This is a genomic window from Streptomyces sp. NPDC087901 (assembly GCF_044742205.1).
In the GTDB taxonomy this organism is placed as follows: domain Bacteria; phylum Actinomycetota; class Actinomycetes; order Streptomycetales; family Streptomycetaceae; genus Streptomyces.
Genome location: NZ_JBIUUC010000005.1, coordinates 188,425 through 208,056, shown reverse-complemented (window position 1 = coordinate 208,056; position 19,632 = coordinate 188,425). Strand labels below are relative to the sequence as shown.

Below are 19,632 nucleotides of genomic sequence, written 5' to 3'. Positions count from 1 at the left end.
CCGGACAGGCCGCACGTACCGGGTTCCGCGGCCTGTTCGGGACCGCCCGTGATGGCTAGGCTTCGTTCGGCCGCATCCGACGAGCAGGAGGAGCCGACGTGGCACGGAGGATGATCCCCCAGCAGCGGTTCACCGGCTGGGACAAGGCGGGGCTCGACCTGGGCAACGCCCGGTGGCGGTCCGGCAGTCAGGGCATCGGCGACGTCCAGATCGCCTTCGTCGAGGGATTCATCGCGATGCGCAACGCCGGGCGCCCCGGCAGCCCTCCGCTGGTCTTCACCCCGGCGGAATGGCGTGGCTTCGTCGTGCGCGCCCGGGACGGCGCGTTCGACCCGAGGTGACGGACCCCGTCGGGGCCACAGCGGCTCGCGCACCCAGCCACCTCTCCGAGACCGGTGGCTGAGCCTCCTGCTCCTGCACCGGCCCAGGAGAACTCCGCGCCGACCGCACCCGCGGGGCAAGCCCTGGTGAGCGGCATCGCACACCATGGGTAGCGTGGTGGATGTGACAGGTGAGAGTGATCTTCGCGTTCTGCTGAGCGACCTGCGTCCGGAGCTGAACCCCGGGCGCTACGTCTACGCCACCGCGCCCGACGGAGTCGTGCCCGACGGCACCGCCCCCGTCGTCGTGGTCCGTGAGGCCGAAGGGCTCACGCTGGTGCTCCCGGAGGCGGAGGCCGCGGCGGCGGGACTGCCCTGCTCCTTCACGGCCGGCTGGATCACGCTCCGTGTGCACTCGGCGCTGGAGGCCGTCGGGCTGACCGCCGCCGTCTCGCTCGCCCTCACCGACGCGGGAATCAGCTGCAACGTGGTGGCCGCCTTCCACCACGACCACCTCTTCGTCCCGTACGACCGGGCAGCCGAGGCCGTGGCCGTACTCGAGACCCTGGCCGCGGAGTCGGGCACGGGGTGACCGGGGCGGCGGGGCGGGTGGCTGGGGCACCCTCCTGCGCACGGGTGCCTCCGGCGGCCAAGCCCGCCTTGCGGGCCCGGCTCGGCGAGGCGGGCCCGGCCACGTAACATGTCCGCATGTCCTTCCTCCGCCGCCGTAGCGCCGCCACACCCGCGGGCCCCGACTTCGACGTCCTGGCCATGGACCCGGGCGACTGGCCCGGAAACCTCGGCGCCGGTCTGCTGCCCGCCCCCGACGGCAGCTGTCAGGGCGTTTTCCTGCGCTACGACCTGTTCGGCGGCCGCGGCCCCGCGATGATCATCGGCAACCTCCCGGAGGGATCGCCCGCCCGCGAGACGGAGGAGGGCCAGGTCCCCTTCGAGGTGGCCCAGCTGCTGCTCGCGCTGGAGAACGACGAGCCGGTCGAGGTGACCGGCACCGAGGACATGCCCGTGATGCAGGGTGACAACCTGCTGATCGTCCGCCGTGTGAAGCTCTCCGAGAGCCGCATCTCCTGCGTCCAGTTCGACCGCAGTGACGGCGTGCTCGTCACCATCGCCAGCTGGGACCGGCCGATCACCGACGATCTGTACACCCTCCTGAAGCCGCTGCCCGCCGAGCTCTTCCAGCAGGGCTGATCCGGCCCGGGCCGCCGCACGGCGGCCCGACCGGTGGTGGCACTTCCGTCCAAGTAAACGTGGCCTCCGTCCAAGAGGCCGCTTCGTCATGCGTCTTGTCCGGGCAGTCGTCGGACCTCTAGCGTCGTTCGGCATGACATCCGGGATGACGCGACGTACCACCGTGAAGACAGCGATTGGCGTATCAGGCGCTCTGGCGCTGGGGGTTCCCGCCCTCAATGGCACGGCCGCCGCCGCCGGGACCTCCGATGAATCGGCGACAGGAAAGCAGAAGGCGGAGCTGCCGAACCCGGTGCTCCACTACCGTGCGCCCGCCGCGGACTGGGAGCGCGAGTCCCTGCCCATCGGCGGCGGAGCCCTCGGCGCGAGCGTCCATGGAACGCTCGCCTCCGAGCTCCTCACCTTCAACGAGAAGACCCTCTGGACCGGCGGCCCCGGTTCGGCACAGGGGTACGACTTCGGCAATTGGACCGCCCCCAGGCCGGGGGCCCTGGCCGGGGTGCAGGAGCGCCTCGACAGCGAAGGCGCCCTCGGTCCCGACGCCGTGGCCGCCGAACTCGGACAGCCGCGGCGCGGCTACGGCGCCTACCAGGTCTTCGGGGAACTGCGCCTCGACGTGCCGGGCGCACCGGCCGCCCCCGACTCCTCCTACCGGCGTGGCCTGGACCTGCGGACCGCCCTCGCGACCGTCGCGTACACGCACGAAGGTGTCGCCCACAGCCGGGAGTTCTTCGTCTCCCACCCCGGTTCCGTCATCGCCGGACGGCTGACGGCGGACCGCCCGGGACAGGTGGCTTTCACCCTGCGCTACACCTCGCCGCGCACCGACTTCACCGCTTCCGCAGCAGGCGACCGCCTCACCGTCCGGGGCGCCCTCAAGGACAACGGCCTGCGCTTCGAGACCCAGATCCGCGTCCGCACCACCGGTGGCAAGGTCACCGCCGGAGCCGACGGCAGCCTCACCGTCACCGGCGCGGACAGTGCGTGGTTCTTCCTCGCGGCCGGCACCGACTACGCGGACACCTGTCCCGCCTACCGAGGACAGGACCCGCACACCAAGGTCACGACCGCCGTCGACACCGCGGCGGCCACCCCGTACGAGCGCGTCCGCGACGCCCACGTGAACGACCACCGCACTCTCTTCGACCGGGTCGCCCTCGACATCGGTCAGCAACTGCCCGACCTGCCCACCGACCAGTTGCTGAGCGCCTACACGGGTGGAGCGAGCCCCGCGGACCGGGCCCTTGAGGCGCTCTTCTTCCAGTACGGCCGCTACCTGCTCATCGCCTCCTCGCGGGCCGGCTCGCTGCCCGCCAACCTCCAGGGCGTCTGGAACAACTCGACCACCCCGCCCTGGTCCGCCGACTACCACAGCAACATCAACCTCCAGATGAACTACTGGCTCGCCGAGGTCACCAACCTCGCCGAGACCACGGCCCCCTACGACCGCTACATCGAGGCCATGCGCGAGCCCGGCCGCAGGACGGCGAAGGAGATGTTCGGCACCGACGGCTGGGTCGTGCACAACGAGACCAACCCGTACGGCTTCACCGGAGTGCACGACTGGTCCACCGCCTTCTGGTTCCCCGAGGCCGCCGCCTGGCTCACCCAGCAGATGTACGAGCACTACCGCTTCAGCGGCTCCACCGGCTATCTGCGCTCCACCGCCTACCCGGCGATGAAGGAGGCCGCCGAGTTCTGGCTGGCCAACCTGCGCACCGACCCCCGCGACGGACTCCTCGTCGTCACCCCGAGCTACTCGCCCGAGCACGGGGACTTCACCGCCGGGGCCGCGATGTCCCAGCAGATCGTCCACGACCTCCTCACCAGCACTCTGGAGGCCGCCCGCACCCTCGGTGACGCACCCGCCTTCCGCGGCCGTCTCGAAACGGCCCTCGACCGCATCGACCCCGGCCTGCGCATCGGGTCCTGGGGTCAGCTCCAGGAGTGGAAGACCGACCGCGACGACCCGGCCGACGACCACCGCCACGTCTCCCACCTCTTCGGCCTCCACCCCGGCCGGCAGATCGAGGCGGGCAGCGCCTGGGCCGAAGCCGCCAAGGTCTCCCTGGGTGCCCGCGGGGACGGCGGCACCGGCTGGTCCAAGGCCTGGAAGATCAACTTCTGGGCGCGGCTGCGGGACGGTGTCCATGCCCACAAGATGCTCTCCGAGCAGCTGAAGAACTCCACCCTGCCCAACCTCTGGGACACCCACCCGCCGTTCCAGATCGACGGGAACTTCGGCGCCACGTCGGGTATCGCGGAGATGCTGCTGCAGAGCCAGCACGACGCCGTCGAGATCCTCCCCGCCCTGCCCGCCGCCTGGCCGGCCGGGTCGGTGCGCGGGCTGCGCGCCCGCGGAGGATTCACCGTCGACATCGAATGGGCCGCCGGACAGGCCCGCCGTGTGGTGATCACGGCGGGCCGGACCCGCGAAGTGACCGTCCGCAGCACGCTGTTCAGCGGCGGCGAGAAGGTCATCAGAGCCCGCGCCGGCAAGCGCTACACGCTGACCCCGGAGAGCTGAGCGAACAACGAGGTCACCTGCGCCGCCGAAGTGCCGATCCCCGTGGGACCGCTCAGGTGCCACGGGGCCGCGGTGCCCCGCCGTAGATCCTCCTCGCGGTAGCGCCTGCAGTCCCGGTGCCAGATCAGGATGCCCGCGATCCAGTGCTTCAGCTCCTCGACGTATCCGGCGAGGATCTCCCTCGCCTCGGCATCCAGCCCGAAGTCGTCGTACAGCACCGGGAGTTCGTTCTCGGCGACGTGCAGGAACTGGCGCAGCCGCGACTTCATCAGATCGTGCAGGATCGCCACCCCCGTCGGATAGTCCACCCCGAAGAAGTTCTGCACCACCAGCACACCGTTGTGCACCTCACCCTCGTACTCGATCTCCTTCTGGTACGAGAACAGGTCGTTGAGCAGCGCGGCGTAGTCGGCCGCCGCGTTCTCCAGGGAGCGCAGCGGGCCGCTCTCGTAGATCTCCGGCGGCACCTTCCTGCCGTGCCCCAGCCGGCACAGACTCATCGTCAGATCCGAGCCGAAGGTCATGCGGCGCATCTCGACGTAGTCCACCGGGTCGGGAATCCGGTTCTGCGCCTGGTTCGCCAGCTCCCACAGCCAGCTGGCGGTCATGTCCTCGATGGACGTGCGGAACGCTCGCCTGCCGCTGTCGTCCATGGGTGCGCAGGTGCGCTGCCAGAGGTCGCCCAGGCCGCGTTCCAGCGCGTTGACGGGTGCGGGCGGCGCGGCCCCGTCCAGTGGCATGAAGAGCGACAGCCGCTCGTTGGCGAGGCGGGCCCCCGCCAGGTCACGGGTGCGACCGTGCACCACCGGGAACCAGTCGTCCCCGTACGTCCCCCACGCCAGCCACTGCGAGGAAAGGTCGAGTTCCTCCGGGGTGGCGTCCGGGTGGATGCCCGCCGCGCACAGTGGCAGGTCGATCGCCCGTAGCCGCTCCTCGTCCCAGATGTGCGAGCCCGGTACCCCCGGCTGCGCCTGAAGGATGCCCACCCCGTCCGCCCAGCCGACCAGCCGCTCCCGGGCCCCGTCCAGATGCGGACTGAGTGTCGTGCCGAACGGAAGATCGAAGTCGGGCAGCAGGGACGGGCCGACATGCTGGTACGGCAGATGGGTGTGGCTGCGCAGCCTGGCGAACTCCGAGCGAGGGGTGAAGCGGATCGACGCAGCGGCCATCCCGAAGCCCGGCACAGCCGGTTCGGCCCCGCCGTCGTTCATGTAGCGGCTGGAGCGCATGTGCCACTCATGGCCGCCGGACTGCCAGTCCTGCAGCCCCTTGACGTAAGCGAGCACCGCAGCCGTCTGTGCGGCGTCGAGGCCCTTCCCCGCGCAGAGCGGGCCCAGTTCGGTGAGTGCGGTGTTCTCGAACTGCTGGAGCCGTGACGTCAGCAGATCGTTCACCGCCTCGGCGGCCTCCTGCGTCGAGCAGTCGAGGAAGCGCTCAAGGACCAGGACGCCATTGCTGTTCTCGCCCTCGTCCTCGACCTCACGCTGATAGGAGAACAGGTCGTTGCGCAGGTGGACACCGTCCGAGAACGCGTCACGCAGCACGCGCAACGCCCGCTCCCCGGCCACCGCCTCGGGCACCTCCGCACCGGCCGCGTACTCCACCAGACCCGCCGACCAGGGGGCGCCGCCCACCTTGCGGCGCATCTCGATGTACTCGACGGGGTTCGCGATGCGGCCCTCGTTGATGTTGGCGAGCTCCCACAGCGACTCGTTCAGCAGGTTCTTCGTCGCCTCGGCGAACCTCACGCGCCACGCGTCCGTCATGACGGGCACCGTCCGCGCCCACAGATCCGCCAGCCCCGCCTCGACCGGATTGGTCGGCTCCGGTGTCGGCGCACCCCGCTCCATCGGCATGAACGCAGGCAGCCGGTCCAGGTACGCCTTGCCTCCCTCGCGGTCCGGGGTCCGCTTGAACAGTTCCAGGAAGTGGTCGTCGAAGAAGAAGACCCACACATACCAGTCGGTGACCAGGGACAGGGCCTCGGCCGAGCAGTCGGGGTGGGTGTAGGCACACAGCAGCGCGTAGTCGTGGGAGTCGAGGTCCTTCTCCTCCCAGATGCCGGACCCCTCCAGCATCCCTATGGCCCGCGCCCACGTCTTCGTGTGCTGCCGCGCCACCTCGGCATGCGGATTGAGGCGCGCCGGATACGGAACGTAGAAGTCCGGCAGGGTGAAGGGCTGTGCCATGTGCGTCAGGCCTTTCGATGAGCCTCCGCGCGAGCGTCACGCGGTTCGGTCGTGTCCGCGCGAGCTCTACCCCTCGGCCGTTCGGGGCACGCACAGCCATCATTAGTCACACAAGAAGTGCGCTCGTTCGAGGGACGGCGCCCGGTCCGGCCGGCGGGCACGCCCTGCGCAAAACTCAGGTAACGCGGCATCGCCAGAATCCCGTTGCTCCTTTCCCGCCGCAGGTCAGAGCACCTGCCAGTGGTCTGGTCCACTGGCTCGACCCGCGGCCTCCATCACACCCTTGACGTGCCATCACCTCAGGTCAGAGAGTGTGCGCGCACGAAGCAACACGAGATCGGAACACGAACACCTCTCGACACGTACGGCTCGGGAAACGCCCAGCTCCAAGAAGGGTTGTCATGACGTCCAAGCAGAGGACCGGACGCGCACTCGCGCTGACCGCCGCCGGCGCACTGAGTCTCGCGCTGCTCAGCCCCGCGGCACACGCGGGCGCGGACGGGGTGCGGCCGGAATGCCCGCGCGGTCTGGCATGCGACTGGGTCCCGGCCGCCTACCAGCAGACCGGCGACCCGGCCGACAAGGAGACGTACGGCAACTACGACACCGCGGACCGGCCGCACAGCAACAAGATCAAGTTCATTGTCCTCCACGACACGGAGGAGGACTACGACACCACCCTGAAGATCTTCCAGAACCCGCTGAAGCAGACCTCGGCCCACTACGTCGTGCGCTCCGGCGACGGTCATGTCGCGCAGATGGTGAAGAACAAGGACGTCGCCTGGCAGGCCGGGAACTGGTACCTCAACACTCACTCGATCGGCATCGAGCAGGAGGGCGTCGCCACCGAGGGCGCGAAGTGGTACACCCCCGAGATGTACCGCTCCACCGCGGCACTTGTGCGCTATCTCGCCGCCAAGTACGACATCCCGCTCGACCGCCAGCACATCATCGGCCACGACGGGGTGCCGCCCACCAGCGCCGCCGGCACCAAGAACATGCACTGGGACCCAGGCACCTACTGGGACTGGAACCGCTTCATGGCCCTCCTCGGCAAACCCACTGTGCCGACGGCCCGAAAGGGCAGCGAACTCATCACCGTCAGCCCGCGGTTCAAGGACAACCAGCAGGCATTCCGCGACTGCGAGAAGGGCGTCGACCTGCCCGTGCAGGGCTCCAGTGCCGTGCCGCTCCACACGGAACCCTCCGACGACGCACCGCTCTTCTCCGACCCGGGGCTGCACACGGACGGCTCGCCCGGCACCAACTGCGCCGCCGACTGGGGCAGCAAGATCAGCGCCACTCAGCAGGCCGTCGTCGCCGACCACGCACCCGGCTGGACGGCGATCTGGTGGTACGGCAAGAAGGCATGGCTCCGCACCCCGGACCACGCCCGCACCACCACCCCCACCGCCGGCTACGTCGTCAGGCCCAGGACGGGCAAGGCGGAGGTGCCGGTGTACGGGGTGGCGTACCCGGAGAAGTCGGAGTACCCGGCCGACTTCGCGGACCAGCGGGTGGGCACGGCCCTGCAGTACACCATCAAGGCCGGCCAGTCCTACCCCGGCGGCGGAGAGGCCCCCACCGGCTTCTTCTACGCGCCGACCATCGACGCCTCCTACCCCATGGACCACGCGTACTTCCGGGGCAAGGAGAAGTATGTGACGGTCCAGATCGGCCACCGCATCGCCTTCGTGAAGGCGGCCGATGTGGACATCGTCCGCGCGCACTGAAGCCGGTCGGACTCAGGCCTCGGCCCGAGGGGCGGCGCAACAGCGCGCTGCGGGCCCGGTGTGTCGGCACCGGACCCGCAGCGCGCATCTCCATCGGCAGGTCAGCGAGTGCCGACCGCGGCTCGAACGGCACTCCGCGCCATGGCGCAGTCGTCGTGCAGGCGACGCAGCAGCAGTCGCTGCTCCTCACCCGACGACAGCCCACCCGGACGGTCCTGCCCCGTCCTGGCCGGCGCGGTGGTGTCCCGCATGGCCCGCTGAAGAGCCGTCTCGTACGTACGGATCTCTCGCGTGAGTACGAGCATCAGGTTGACCAGGAACGAGTCCCGCGCCGCTGGACCCGCGACCTGGGCCAGCTGGCTGATCTGACGCCGCGCCACCGGCGCGTCCCCCAGAACCGCCCAGAGCGTCGCCAGGTCGTAGCCCGGCAGATACCACCCGGCGTGTTCCCAGTCCACCAGAACCGGACCGGTGGGCGACAGGAGGATGTTGGAGAGCAGAGCGTCACCGTGGCAGAACTGCCCCATGCCCTGGCGGCCTCCGGCGTGGGCAAGGCCGTGCAGCAGTTTCTGGAGGTCTCCCAGATCGCGGTCGGTGAACAGGCCGAGCTCGTGATACCGCGCGATGCGTGCCGCATAGTCCAGCGGGGCGTCGAACAGACCGGCCGGCGGACGCCAGGCGTTGACCCGGCTGACCGCACCGAGCACGGCCCGCAGATCAGCGCGCGGGGGGGCCTCCGACGGGTGCCTGGTCAGCGCCGCCACCCGGCCGGGCATCCGCTCGATGACCAGAGTGCAGTTCTCCGGGTCTGCCGCGATGAGCCGGGGTACCCGGACCGGCGGGCGGTGCCGGACGAACGCCCGGTATGACGCTATTTCGTGCCGGAACCGCTCCGTCCACGCGGGGGAGTGGTCCAGTAAACACTTGGCGACCGCGGTCGTGCGGCCGGTGGAACCGACGAGGAGTACCGAACGGCCGCTGCGCCGCAGCACCTGCACCGGGTTGAACTCCGGGCAGATCCGGTGAACCGAGGCGATCGCCATCCTCAGTTGGGCGCCCTGCGGACCGGAGAGGTCCAGTCTTCCGCTGAGCGAGGGGGTACCCGGCCCTGCCACGCGCCGGGTCCGGCCCATGCCGGGCGCGGGGACGACGGCGCGGGGGTCGAGATACGGTCCACCACCCACTCCCAGGGGACGCAGCGGCCGGGGCGGGGCGGACACGGAGGACGATGCTGTGTACATGGGCTAGACAGATCCCTTCGTGCGCCGACAAGTTGCGTGCGCCACCCCGGCCGGCGGCCGTTCGGCACCCTGGGGAGTACCTAGGGCTGCCGGGCGGGGTGGCGCTTTCCTACCTGACACCGGCGCGCGGGTGGCAGACCATCTGGCGGACCCTGGCGAACCCTGGCGAATAGTCGCAAGGCATCTGACAGGGGGTTACTGTCAACACAGCCGAGAACCTGGGGGCTTGACGTGACCGGAGAACCCAACACCCGTCTGTCGGACCTGTTCGGCCTTGCCGGCTGGTCCAAGGGCGAACTCGCGAGAATGGTGAACCGGCAGGCGGCGGCCATGGGCCACCCGCAGCTGGCCACCGACACCTCGCGCGTAAGGCGATGGATCGACATGGGGGAGTCCCCGCGCGATCCCGTGCCCAAAGTGCTGGCAGCCCTGTTCACCGAGCGGCTCGGTCGTGTCGTGACCATCGAGGATCTCGGGTTCGGCCGACGCGGGCGTGTGGGGAAACGGCGAGAGACCGGGACGGAACACAATCCCGACCAACTCCCGTGGGCGCCCGAGCGGACGGCAGCGGTCCTCACCGAATTCACGGGAATGGACCTCATGCTCAACCGACGCGGCTTGGTGAGCGCGGGCGCCGCGCTCGCCGCCGGCTCCACGATTGCCGGCCCCATGCACGACTGGCTGCACACTGACCCCGTACTGGCGGCCGACGCTCCACGCATCGACGACCCCGTGCACGCGGACCCGGCCGGCTACGACCGGTACGAGGCCGCGCCCATCGGCTCGGAGGAGATCGAGGCGCTGGAGCGCTCCGTGGAGGTGTTCCGCGCCTGGGACGCCTCCCGTGGCGGCGGTCTCCAGCGCAAGGCCGTGGTGGGCCAGCTCAACGAGGTGGGAGGCATGCTCGCCTACCGCCACCCCGACCATCTGCAGCGCCGCCTCTGGGGCGTCGCCGCCAACCTCGCCGTGCTCGCGGGCTGGATGTCCCACGACATCGGCCTCGAGCCCACGGCCCAGAAGTACTTCGTCATCGCCGCGCACGCCGCGCGAGAGGGCGGTGACCGGCCGCGGGCGGGCGAGGCGCTCTCCAGGGCGGCCCGCCAGATGGTCCACCTGGGCCGGCCCGACGACGCACTCGACCTCATGAAACTCGCCAAGTCCGGCTCGGGCGACATGGTTCTGCCGCGCACCCAGGCGATGCTGCACACCATCGAGGCGTGGGCGCAGGCCTCCATGGGGCGGGGACAGGCGATGCGGCGCACTCTCGGCCGGGCCGAGGAGCTCTTCATCTCCGACAAGGGCGATGTGCCACCGCCCAGTTGGATGCAGATGTTCGACGAGGCGGATCTGCACGGCATGCAGGCCCTGGCGTTCCGCACGCTGGCCGAGCACGACCCCTCGGCGGCCGTCACCGCCCAACGCCATGCGAAACAGGCGCTGGAACTGCGGGTCAACGGACGCCAGCGGTCCAAGATCTTCGACTACATCTCGCTCGCCTCGGCGTGCTTCATCGCCGACGACCCCGAGCAGGCCGACCGTTACGCCCGGCTCGCCCTCGTGACGATGGGGGAGACATCCTCGCACCGCACCTGGGACCGCCTGCGCGAGATGTACCGGCTCACGGGTCAGTTCGCGGGCTACGCGAAGATCGAGGACCTGCGTGAGGAGATCCAGCTCTCGCTGCCGCAGAGCTCCATCATCAAGAGGCCCAGGAGTTCAGAGATCTGATCATTGGGTGTGCGGCGACAATCGTCCCGTGCCCTGAACTTCGTGAGCCGGCCCCTGTGCGTGGTGTGCCCGTACTGTTCCTACGCTCCGACACGGGCGATCAGTACACACGCGTCGTCCAGTCGCTCGGTGCCACCGAACTCCTCGACGACGGTCCGTACACATTCCTGCGCCGTACGGGCCTCGGCGAAGCGCGGCGCGAGTCCGAGGAGTGTTTCCGTGCCCGGGCGGAGACCGCTGTGCGCGTTCCCCGTGCCCCGGGCCAACCCGTCGGTGTGCAGTACCAGCACATCACCGGGCAGCAGGTGCACTTCGTCCTGCTCGTAGGCGACCCCGGACGCCGCTCCGAGGAGCACACCGTCGGGCGGGGGAATCGGGCGCCCGGCTCCGTTGCGGAAGAGCAGCGGTGCCGGGTGTCCGGCCTGCGCCCAGTCCAGCGTGCGGGTGGCGGGGTCGAACCGGCAGCACACCGCGCTGCCGAGGGCCGGCTGGATCGATGTCTCCAGTAACTGGTTGAGGTGTCCCATCAGGGCTCCGGGCTCGATCCCGGCCACCGCCATGCCCCGCAGCGCACCCAGGATCATCGCCATGGCGGAGGTGGCCTGGATGCCGTGGCCGGTCAGATCGCCGACCGTGAGCAGCGTCCGGCCGTCCGGCAGTTCCATCGCGTCGTACCAGCCACCGCCGATCAGGGCGCTCGAATCCGACGGCAGATAGTGGGCCGCGATGTCCAGGGACCCGGGCCCCTGATCCGGAAGGCTGAGCGAGCCCCGCCACGGGGGGAGTACGGCCTCCTGCAGTTCCACGGCCATCCGGCGTTCGGTCCTGGCGATGTGCTGCTGGTGGCGGAGGGACTCCTGGGTCCGATGTACGACCTGCTGGCTGCGGCGCAGCGCGCTGACATCGCGCAGGACTGCCCACATGGATGCGGTGCAGCCGTCCGTGTCGAGGACGGGTTCGCCCATCATGTGCAAGGTCCTGATCCGCCCGTCCGCGCGCAGGATGCGGAACTCGCCGTCTATCGGCTTGCCGTCGACCAGGCAGCCCGTCACCAGCGCGGTGAGCAGGGGCTGGTCCTCGGGCACGAGCACGGAGGGCAGGTCGTCCAGCGAGAGCGGCCCCGCCTCAGGCGTGCGGTCGAAGATCTGGAGCAGCTCGTCGGACCAGCTCACCTCGTCGGTCAGCAGATTCCATTCGGCACTGCCGACCCGGCCGATGAGCGACCCCGGTTGCTCGCCGGCCGGTGAGTCCTGGCCCGCGAGTCGCGCCGCCTCGGCGGTGAACTGCTCCGCGGCCTCCGACGGCAGTCCCTGCCTGAGCTGCCCCAGATGCGCGCCGAGGTCGTCGAGCTGATGGACCGCCAGGTCGCACAGGGCACGCTGCCAGCGCAGCTGAGGGTCGTCCTCGTCCACGAGGACGGTGTCGCGCCGCACCGCGTCCACGTCGCCGCGCAGCCGCTGCGTCCGGTTGATCAACGCGTCGACGGCATCGCGCTCGGGCGGCTGGGGGGCGGGGCGGTCCGCGGACGGATGGGGCGGCATGTCGTACTCCGATACAGGCGCGGTACAACCAGGTCTGAGGGTGGACCGAATACGACTGTCGCACAGCCCGCAGGCGCCCGTAAGGGGTTTGGCAACACTCGACGCGTTCTTGCATCCGGCATATGCCAGCGGCTGGCCGGAACTCTGGTTCATCGAACACCCTTGCTGAATGGGGGTGTTGACGCAAGTCATCAGGTGCTCGGGGCCTGATGTGCGCCCGTGGGCGCCGATACGCGCGGTGTCGGCGGACCCGTGGCGGGGCATATGCGGGCCGGAGCCCCCGCCGGGGCGGGGGCTCCGGGGTCGCTTGGGCCGGGCCGCGGGGAGCGGTGTGGCCCACGGTGTCAGCAGAGGGCGATGCGGCCGTACGAGCCCATCTTCCACTTCCATTCGAGGGTCTCGCCGGGGGATGTGGTCCAGCACGACCTGTCGGGGCCGTTGTTGATCACCAGTTGGATGTGCATGTTCCGGCCGCAGTTGTTCGTCGTCCAGGCGGTCTTGTTCTGCTTGATGACGTCGCGTGCCACGCAGGCGGGCGCGGTGTCCCCGGCGGCGGCCGCCGGGCCCGCCGCGGTCATTGAGCAGGCGGCGATCATCGCGGTGGTGGCAAGGGTGGTCAGGGTGTTCTTCAGGCGCATGGCTCACGTTCCTCGGGAAGTCGGCTGCAATGCCGGGCACAGCGATCAACGAGCGTCGCGGCCCCGCGTGACGGCTCACCGGGGAGTGTGCGAGCCGCTCGGGCGCGGCGCGCGGACGCTCGGTGAGGGGGTGTTCGGCGGGCCGGGAATGGTTACGGGCGTGCCCGCGTTACACGGCCAGAACGAAAACGAATCCCGTTCCCAACAAGGGCTCGGGGTCGGTACAGGAGCCCGGAGGTGCCCATGGCCCGCAGTGAGGCCCGTCCCGTCGTCACCCTCCGCTCGACCGCCGGAACCGGTCAGAGCTATGTGACGCGCAAGAGCCGTCGCAACAACCCCGACCGTCTGGTCCTGCGCAAGTACGACCCCGCGGCCGGGCAGCACGTTCTGTTCCGCGAGGAACGCTGACCGCAGCCCCGACCGCCGGGCGGGACACGTCGTCCGGCCGTTCTCGCACCAGGGAAGGAATGCCCATGAAGTCCCGAATCCACCCCGTCTCCCGTCCGGTGGTCTTCCGTGACCGCGCCGCGGGGGCGGCCTTCCTCACCCGTTCCACCGCGGATTCCGATCAGCGGGTGACGTGGGAGGACGGCCGGAGCTATCCCGTCATCGACGTGGAGACCTCGTCGGCGAGCCACCCGGTCTACACGGGACACCGGCAGGTGCTGGACACGGCCGGCCGGATCGAACAGTTCAACCGCCGCTACGGCGTCGAGGCGTCCGCCGCCGGAGCGTGACGCCGCGTCCCCGGGCCCGGGCGTCCGTGCCCTGGATCACAGTCCGGGGTGCGGATTCCCGGGAACGCAACCACATGATTTATCGTTCACCTATATGTGGATGACGCGCTGAGCGCCCACACCAGAGCCGCCCCGGCTGGATTCCCCCGATCCGGCCGGGGCTTCCCTTTTCTCAGTGGTCTACGACCGGGCCGGCGCCGGGACGGCCCGCCGTCCGGCGGCTTCGACGCACAGCGCGGCGGCCGCCAGACCCGCAGCGGAGACGGCGCCCGACGCAGGCCACAGGCGCACCATCAGCGCTGCCAGTGCCGCGCCGGCCACGACGGCGAGCAGCCGGCCGGCGACCCAGCCGTCGTCGCGGTGCCACGATGCCCGGGCCAGCCGTGCGACGAGAGACGTCAGCGTTCCGGTGAAGTAATTCGTGGGGGTCGCCCGGACCCGGCCCTGAATGCCCATCGCGAGCCCCATGACCACCAGCAACCCCAGCCGGTCCGCATCCGACGTGACCAGTCCGCACGCCCACAGCACCGCGCCCGCAGCGAGCAGCACCACCTCGAACAACAGCATGACGGGCAGCCGCCACCACATTCGCTCGCCGGCCACCGCGCCCCAGGCCACCCCGCATCCGTACGAGACCAGCGCGGTGACCACACGCAGCGCGACCCCCTCCTCGCCGGCCCCCGCGGCCGAGGCGCCCAGCAGCACCAGATTGCCCGTCATCACGCCGGCGAAGACCTGGCCGACGCAGATGAAGACGAAGGCGTCCGCCGCCCCGGAGGCCGCCGACAGCAGCAGAAGCGCCGTATGAGCACGGGCACCGTCCGTGATGGCGCGGCCGGCAGGTTCGGTGGATGCGGTGGGAGTCGGCACGTCAGCATTTTCGCCGCCGCCCGGCCGGCCGGGCGGCGTTGCCCCCGGTGCGGCGCGGCGGACGCAGCGCCGGAGCAATCCCTGTGGACGCGGGCCGCGCTCACCCGCTTCGGCTCCGAGGCGCGTGCGGCGCTCAGTCCAGGCCTCGGGCCCGCCTGAAGCGGGACAGGCCGTCGGCCAGCTCCACCACCGGCCGCGGATAGTCCGGCCGGTCGTGCCCCGCCCCTCGGAGCTTCCACGGCTCGTGCACGGAGGGCCCGGACACCGCCGCCAGCTCCGGCACCCAGCGGCGGACGTAGTCGCCGTCCGGGTCGTAGCGCTTGCCCTGGGTCACGGGGTTGAGAACCCGGTTGGGGCGGCTGTCCGTACCGGTCCCGGCCATCCACTGCCAGTTCAGCTGATTGTCGGCGACATCGCCGTCGACCAGCAGGTCCAGGAAATACCGGGCGCCGATGCGCCAGTCCACGTACAGCGTCTTGGTCAGGAAGCCCGCGGTGAGTAGCCGTCCGCGGTTGTGCATCCAGCCCTCGTGGTGCAGCTGGCGCATCGCCGCGTCGACCACGGGGTAGCCGGTGCGCCCCTGCCGCCAGGCCTCGATGTCATCGGCTGCCTCCGCCCCGGACCGCCAGTGATCGTGCCGGGTGCGGTAGTCCTGCCGGGACGCGGCGGGCCGGGCCGCGAGGACCTGGTGATGGAAATCGCGCCAGCACAGCTGCCGGACGAAGGCCTCGGCCCCGGCCCCGCCGGCCGCGCGGGCCCGGTGGACGAGTTCGACGGGGGACAGGGTGCCGAAGTGCAGATACGGCGAGAGCCGGGACGTGCCGTCGCCGGACAGGTCGTCGTGACCTTCCTCGTACGCGGCGAGCCCGTGGCGGAGCCATGCGGCGAGCCGGGTGCGGGCCTGCCGCTCCCCGCCCTCGGCCAGCCCCTCCGACACACCGGACACCTCACCCCGGGCCGGTAGGGCCTCGGACCCCGGTCCGTCCGGGACTGGCACGGCACGTGGTGCGGCGAAGGCCTCCCGTACCCCTTCCGCGGACCAGCGTCTGAAGTACGGCGTGAACACGGCGAAGTGGTCCGATGCCGCCGGCGTCACGGCGCCGGGCACGACCGCGGTGATCACGCCGTCGTGGACGTGCAGCCGTTGCCCGCCGGCCTCGAGCGCCGTGCGCAGCCGCTCCTCGCGACGACGGGCGTACGCGCTGACGCCGGCCGCGAGATGGACGTCCGCAGCACCGGTCTCGGCGACGATCCGGCCCACCTCCTCGACGACATCGCCCGAGCGGACCACCAGCCTGCCGCCCCGCTCACGCAGCCCGGCATCGAGGTCCCGCAGACAGTCGGCGAGGAAGGCCAGGCGGTTCGGGGCGCCGAAGCCGGCCGCCTCGATCGCGCTGTCACGGACGAACAGCGGGACGACCTCGTCCGACGAAGCGAGCGCCGCCCGCAGCGGCGGATGGTCGTGCAGCCGGAGATCGGCAGTGAACAGGACGACCGCTACGCTCATGGCACAACTCCTGGGGAGGCCGGGGACCTGCCATGCTGCCGCCCCAGGCCGTCCGCGTGCGCACCGGTCAGGGCGACACCGAGGCGCTCGCCGGTTCGGGTGACCTTGCGGCTGCTGCCGAACGGGCGATGTTGCGGGCCATGCCGCCGAACACGATCGAGTGAAAGGGCCACACGCTCCACCAGTACGCGTGGCCGAGCAGCCCGCGCGGATGGAACAGTGCGCGCTGGAGGTAGCGCGAGCGGCCCGGGCCGTCGGGCTCCGCGTACATCTCCAGCCAAGCCAGACCCGGCAGCCGCATCTCGGCGCGCAGCCGCAGCAGGCGGCCCGGCTCGATCTCCTCGACCCGCCAGAAGTCCAGCGAATCACCCACGCGCAGCCGGTCGGTGTCCCGCCGCCCGCGCCGCAGTCCGACCCCTCCCACCAGCCGGTCGAGCCACCCGCGCACCGCCCAGGCGAGCGGGAACGAATACCAGCCGTGATCGCCGCCGATTCCTTCGACGACCCGCCACAGAGCCTCCGGGGACGCGTCGACGTCGAGGCCGCGTACATCCGTGTACAGGCTGCCGCCGGCCCAGTCGGGGTCGGTGGGCAGTGGGTCGCTGGGCACGCCGGGCACCGATGCGGAGGACCATCGGGTGGTGACCCGTGCCTCCCGGACCCGTTGCAGTGCCAGCCGCAGCGCCTTGTCGAGGCCGAACGGCTGTCCGGGGCCGTCGGGGACGTACTGTGCGATGTCGTGTTCCCGGCACACCACCTCGTACCGCAGCGATTCGGCGAGCGGGCGCGCGATCGACCTCGGCACGGGTGTGACGAGGCCGATCCAGTGGCTGGACAGCCGTGGGGTCAGCATCGGAACGGGCAGGATGAGCCGGTGCGGAAGCTCTGCGACCTCCGCGTACTGCTGCATCATGTCCCGGTAGGTGACGATGTCCGGCCCGCCGATGTCGAAGGTGCGGCTCACCTCCCGCTCCATCCGGGCGCTGCCCACCAGATAGCGCAGCACGTCCCGCACGGCGATCGGCTGGATCCGCGTGGACACCCAGCTCGGCGTCACCATGACGGGCAGCCGCTCCGTGAGATAGCGCAGCATCTCGAAGGAGGCCGACCCGGATCCGATGATGACCGCGGCCCGCAGAGCGGTGGTCGGGACGCCGGAGGCCAGCAGGATCCTGCCGACCTCGGCCCGTGAGCGCAGGTGTGGTGACAGTTCCTGCTCGGGTACGCCGGAAGGGGTGAGGCCGCCGAGGTAGACGATCCGGCCGATCCCCGCCGCGTGTGCCTGTTCACCGAAGACCGTGGCGGCCCTGCGGTCCGTCTCCTCGAAACCGCCGCCGGCCGTCAGGGCGTGCACCAGGTAGTAGGCCACGTCGATGCCCTGCATCGCGGGGGTCAGCGACCCGGCGTCGGTGACGTCGCCGCGGACGATTTCCACCTCATCGGCCCACGGGTAGTCCCGCAGCTTGTCCGGGCTGCGGGCCAGACAGCGCACCCGGTATCCCGCCGCAAGAAGTTCCGGGACCAGCCGCCCACCGATGTAGCCGGTGGCGCCGGTGACCAGGCAGCGCGGAGGCTGATTGCCGCGGTCGCTCGTCATGAGATCTCCGCATCGTCTCGTCCAGCCGTGCCCGCCGTGCCGTTCGCGTGCCCGGCGGCTCAGACCAGTCTGGCCTGCGCCCACCCGTACCGCATGCGCCGGTGCGAGTGCCCGGAGCGGCAGGACCAGGTGTGGTGCGGCCGGTCGGGGGCACCTGTCGCCCATGAACGCAGAGGCGGGAAGAGGCGCGCGCAACGTGACACGGCGCAGAGCATGGGGTCATGTTCTGCTCCAGATCACCATCCTGGTGACGGCCTTCGTGGCCATGGTCGGATTCTCCGTCGTCCTGGCGAAGGTGACGCTCACACCCTCGCCCGCCTCGGAGGATCTCGTGACGTCGAATCTCCGCCCGGGACGTTCGCTCCGGCAGTACGCCGAGGACTACACCTTCCTTGCCGCCTGCAAACAGGCCGGCGGCAACCTCGTGCTGGGCATGCCGTTCGGTGTTCTGCTGCCCGTCCTCGTGCCACGGCGGCTGCGCATGGTCCGCATGGTCCTGCTGACCGTGCTGGTCATCATCGTGGTCGAACTGGTGCAGGGGGCGCTGGTCGCGGGGCGGGCCTTCGACGTCGACGACGTCATTCTCAACACGACGGGTGCGTTGCTCGGTTATCTGTTGCTGGGGCGGCGGCTGAGCCACCGTTACCACGTACTCGCGGCCGAACCCGGGCGCGAGGCCACCCCGGCCCGGACCCGGCGGCCCAAGCCCGCCCGCCCCCGGACCGGGAAGCGAACCGGACGGGCGGCCGCGTCCTGGACGCGGGTGCGGCAGGGAGTACGGGCGGGCCTCACCCGCAGACGCGTCCGCAAGGGATGACCCGGAACCGGGGCCCGGCGGTGCGGCAGCCGACCGGCCCCCGGCCGGGCACTCGATCGGCCCGTGGCCGATTGCAGGTTCGCCCGGGTGGTCCCAGCGTGGGGTGACGCCGCATTGTCCCGCGGCCGTACGGATCACCCGCCGAAGGGGAACGACATGGCCGACGCGCAGTGGAGTCCGGGGCGCCGGGCAGGGGACGCGGAGGAGTTCCTGCCGGTTCTGGACATCATCGAGCCGGCCCGCCAGCGCAGGCTCACCGTCCTGGTCCGTCTCCTGCTGCTGATCCCGCACTTCATCGTGCTGTTCTTCCTGGAGATCGCGGCCTTCTTCACCGTGGTGTTCGGCTGGTTCGCCGCCCTGGTTCTGGGCAGGCTGCCCGAACCCGTCTTCCAATTCCTTGCGGCGACCCTCGCCTACCGCACGAGGGTCGCCGCAAGCGGCATGCTCCTCGTCGACAGCTATCCGCCGTTCACCCTGACCCAGCCGCCGGACCATCCGGTGCGGATCGACGTCCGTCCGACGCGGCTCAACCGGCTGGCCGTCTTCTTCCGGCTGATCCTGGTGATCCCCGCCGCCGTCGTGCAGAGTTTGGTCACGTCCGGCTGGTACGCCCTGGCGATCGTGTGGTGGCTCATCACACTCATCCTCGGGCGCATGCCCCGTCCCCTCTTCGAAGCCACGGCGGCGACCCTCCGCTACGAGATGCGCGTGTCCGCGTACGTGATGATGCTCAGCCCCGCCTACCCCAAGGGATTCTTCGGCGAGGACGCCCTCTCCGTACCGCAACAGCAGGGGCGTTCCGCGACCCGGCCCCTGGTCATGAGCACCGCCGGCAAGGCGCTGCTGGTCCTCTTCCTGGTCGTCGGGCTCATCGGCAGCATCACCACGTCCGTGACCCGCTCGTCGTCGGACGACACCGACTACCACATGCAGGCGTAAAGGACTCGTGCGAACCATCTGCCGACCGGCATGATCGTC

16 protein-coding genes and 1 pseudogene are annotated in these 19,632 nt (G+C 70.6%); 10 read left to right on the top strand and 7 right to left on the bottom strand.

Annotation, left to right across the window (positions count from 1 at the left end; genetic code table 11):
* Positions 1 to 110: 110 nt before the first annotated feature.
* From ACIOEW_RS18140 to ACIOEW_RS18125, 4 genes are all read left to right on the top strand, one after another.
* Entirely contained in the window at positions 111 to 341 is a 231-nt protein-coding gene (locus tag ACIOEW_RS18140) for a DUF397 domain-containing protein (RefSeq protein ID WP_401964966.1), read from the top strand.
* Positions 342 to 504: 163 nt separating this feature from the next.
* Positions 505 to 912 (top strand): ACT domain-containing protein, encoded by a 408-nt coding sequence (locus ACIOEW_RS18135; RefSeq protein ID WP_401964965.1) that lies wholly within the window; start codon positions 505 to 507, stop codon positions 910 to 912.
* Positions 913 to 1,028: 116 nt separating this feature from the next.
* A complete protein-coding gene (locus ACIOEW_RS18130) occupies positions 1,029 to 1,529 on the top strand; it encodes a hypothetical protein (RefSeq protein ID WP_018550733.1) in 501 nt (166 codons plus the stop codon).
* A 292-nt stretch (positions 1,530 to 1,821) separates the two neighbouring features.
* Positions 1,822 to 4,056 (top strand): glycoside hydrolase family 95 protein, encoded by a 2,235-nt coding sequence (locus tag ACIOEW_RS18125; protein WP_362546050.1) that lies wholly within the window; start codon positions 1,822 to 1,824, stop codon positions 4,054 to 4,056.
* Here the strand turns inward: ACIOEW_RS18125 and ACIOEW_RS18120 are convergent.
* Complete coding sequence (locus ACIOEW_RS18120; RefSeq protein WP_401964605.1) at positions 4,032 to 6,245, bottom strand: germacradienol/geosmin synthase; 2,214 nt, start codon at positions 6,243 to 6,245, stop codon at positions 4,032 to 4,034. The two genes, ACIOEW_RS18125 and ACIOEW_RS18120, sit on opposite strands and share 25 nt — an antisense overlap.
* 401 nt (positions 6,246 to 6,646) lie before the next feature.
* Here ACIOEW_RS18120 and ACIOEW_RS18115 point away from each other — a divergent pair, with 401 nt between their 5' ends.
* Positions 6,647 to 7,978: an N-acetylmuramoyl-L-alanine amidase gene (locus ACIOEW_RS18115; RefSeq protein WP_401964603.1), complete on the top strand. Its 1,332-nt coding sequence runs from the start codon at positions 6,647 to 6,649 to the stop codon at positions 7,976 to 7,978.
* 101 nt (positions 7,979 to 8,079) lie between these two features.
* On the opposite strand, the gene ACIOEW_RS18110 is transcribed toward ACIOEW_RS18115, so the two are convergent.
* Positions 8,080 to 9,219 carry an aminoglycoside phosphotransferase family protein gene (locus tag ACIOEW_RS18110; RefSeq protein ID WP_362545810.1) on the bottom strand — a complete coding sequence of 380 codons (1,140 nt, stop codon included), beginning with the start codon at positions 9,217 to 9,219 and terminating at the stop codon, positions 8,080 to 8,082.
* Positions 9,220 to 9,450: 231 nt separating this feature from the next.
* Between ACIOEW_RS18110 and ACIOEW_RS18105 the strand changes: the two genes are divergently transcribed.
* Positions 9,451 to 10,947: a hypothetical protein gene (locus ACIOEW_RS18105; protein ID WP_362545813.1), complete on the top strand. Its 1,497-nt coding sequence runs from the start codon at positions 9,451 to 9,453 to the stop codon at positions 10,945 to 10,947.
* 80 nt (positions 10,948 to 11,027) lie between these two features.
* Here ACIOEW_RS18105 and ACIOEW_RS18100 read toward each other — a convergent pair whose 3' ends face one another.
* Together ACIOEW_RS18100 and ACIOEW_RS18095 are read right to left on the bottom strand one after the other, a co-directional pair.
* Positions 11,028 to 12,488, bottom strand: coding sequence for a PP2C family protein-serine/threonine phosphatase (locus ACIOEW_RS18100; RefSeq protein WP_401964602.1), 1,461 nt, complete (start codon positions 12,486 to 12,488; stop codon positions 11,028 to 11,030).
* Between the two features lie 344 nt (positions 12,489 to 12,832).
* Positions 12,833 to 13,126 carry a hypothetical protein gene (locus ACIOEW_RS18095; RefSeq protein ID WP_362545819.1) on the bottom strand — a complete coding sequence of 98 codons (294 nt, stop codon included), beginning with the start codon at positions 13,124 to 13,126 and terminating at the stop codon, positions 12,833 to 12,835.
* A gap of 243 nt (positions 13,127 to 13,369) precedes the next feature.
* Between ACIOEW_RS18095 and rpmG the strand changes: the two genes are divergently transcribed.
* Together rpmG and ACIOEW_RS18085 are read left to right on the top strand one after the other, a co-directional pair.
* Entirely contained in the window at positions 13,370 to 13,534 is a 165-nt protein-coding gene (gene rpmG / locus ACIOEW_RS18090) for a 50S ribosomal protein L33 (RefSeq protein WP_326734205.1), read from the top strand.
* A 65-nt stretch (positions 13,535 to 13,599) separates the two neighbouring features.
* Positions 13,600 to 13,863 carry a type B 50S ribosomal protein L31 gene (locus ACIOEW_RS18085; RefSeq protein ID WP_362545823.1) on the top strand — a complete coding sequence of 88 codons (264 nt, stop codon included), beginning with the start codon at positions 13,600 to 13,602 and terminating at the stop codon, positions 13,861 to 13,863.
* An 86-nt stretch (positions 13,864 to 13,949) separates the two neighbouring features.
* On the opposite strand, the pseudogene ACIOEW_RS18080 reads toward ACIOEW_RS18085, so the two are convergent.
* The 3 genes and pseudogenes from ACIOEW_RS18080 to ACIOEW_RS18070 all read right to left on the bottom strand — a co-directional run bounded on the left by ACIOEW_RS18080 (position 13,950) and on the right by ACIOEW_RS18070 (position 17,837).
* Positions 13,950 to 14,658: pseudogene (locus ACIOEW_RS18080) on the bottom strand (DUF1275 family protein).
* Positions 14,659 to 14,866: 208 nt separating this feature from the next.
* Complete coding sequence (locus tag ACIOEW_RS18075; RefSeq protein WP_401964600.1) at positions 14,867 to 16,240, bottom strand: cryptochrome/photolyase family protein; 1,374 nt, start codon at positions 16,238 to 16,240, stop codon at positions 14,867 to 14,869.
* A 67-nt stretch (positions 16,241 to 16,307) separates the two neighbouring features.
* Positions 16,308 to 17,837 carry an SDR family oxidoreductase gene (locus ACIOEW_RS18070; protein ID WP_401964598.1) on the bottom strand — a complete coding sequence of 510 codons (1,530 nt, stop codon included), beginning with the start codon at positions 17,835 to 17,837 and terminating at the stop codon, positions 16,308 to 16,310.
* A gap of 196 nt (positions 17,838 to 18,033) precedes the next feature.
* Here ACIOEW_RS18070 and ACIOEW_RS18065 point away from each other — a divergent pair, with 196 nt between their 5' ends.
* The gene (locus ACIOEW_RS18065; RefSeq protein WP_401964597.1) at positions 18,034 to 18,654 is read left to right on the top strand and encodes a VanZ family protein; all 621 of its coding nucleotides are present in this window, start codon (positions 18,034 to 18,036) and stop codon (positions 18,652 to 18,654) included.
* A gap of 156 nt (positions 18,655 to 18,810) precedes the next feature.
* Positions 18,811 to 19,593, top strand: coding sequence for a DUF4389 domain-containing protein (locus tag ACIOEW_RS18060; RefSeq protein ID WP_401964596.1), 783 nt, complete (start codon positions 18,811 to 18,813; stop codon positions 19,591 to 19,593).
* Positions 19,594 to 19,632 lie beyond the last annotated feature (39 nt).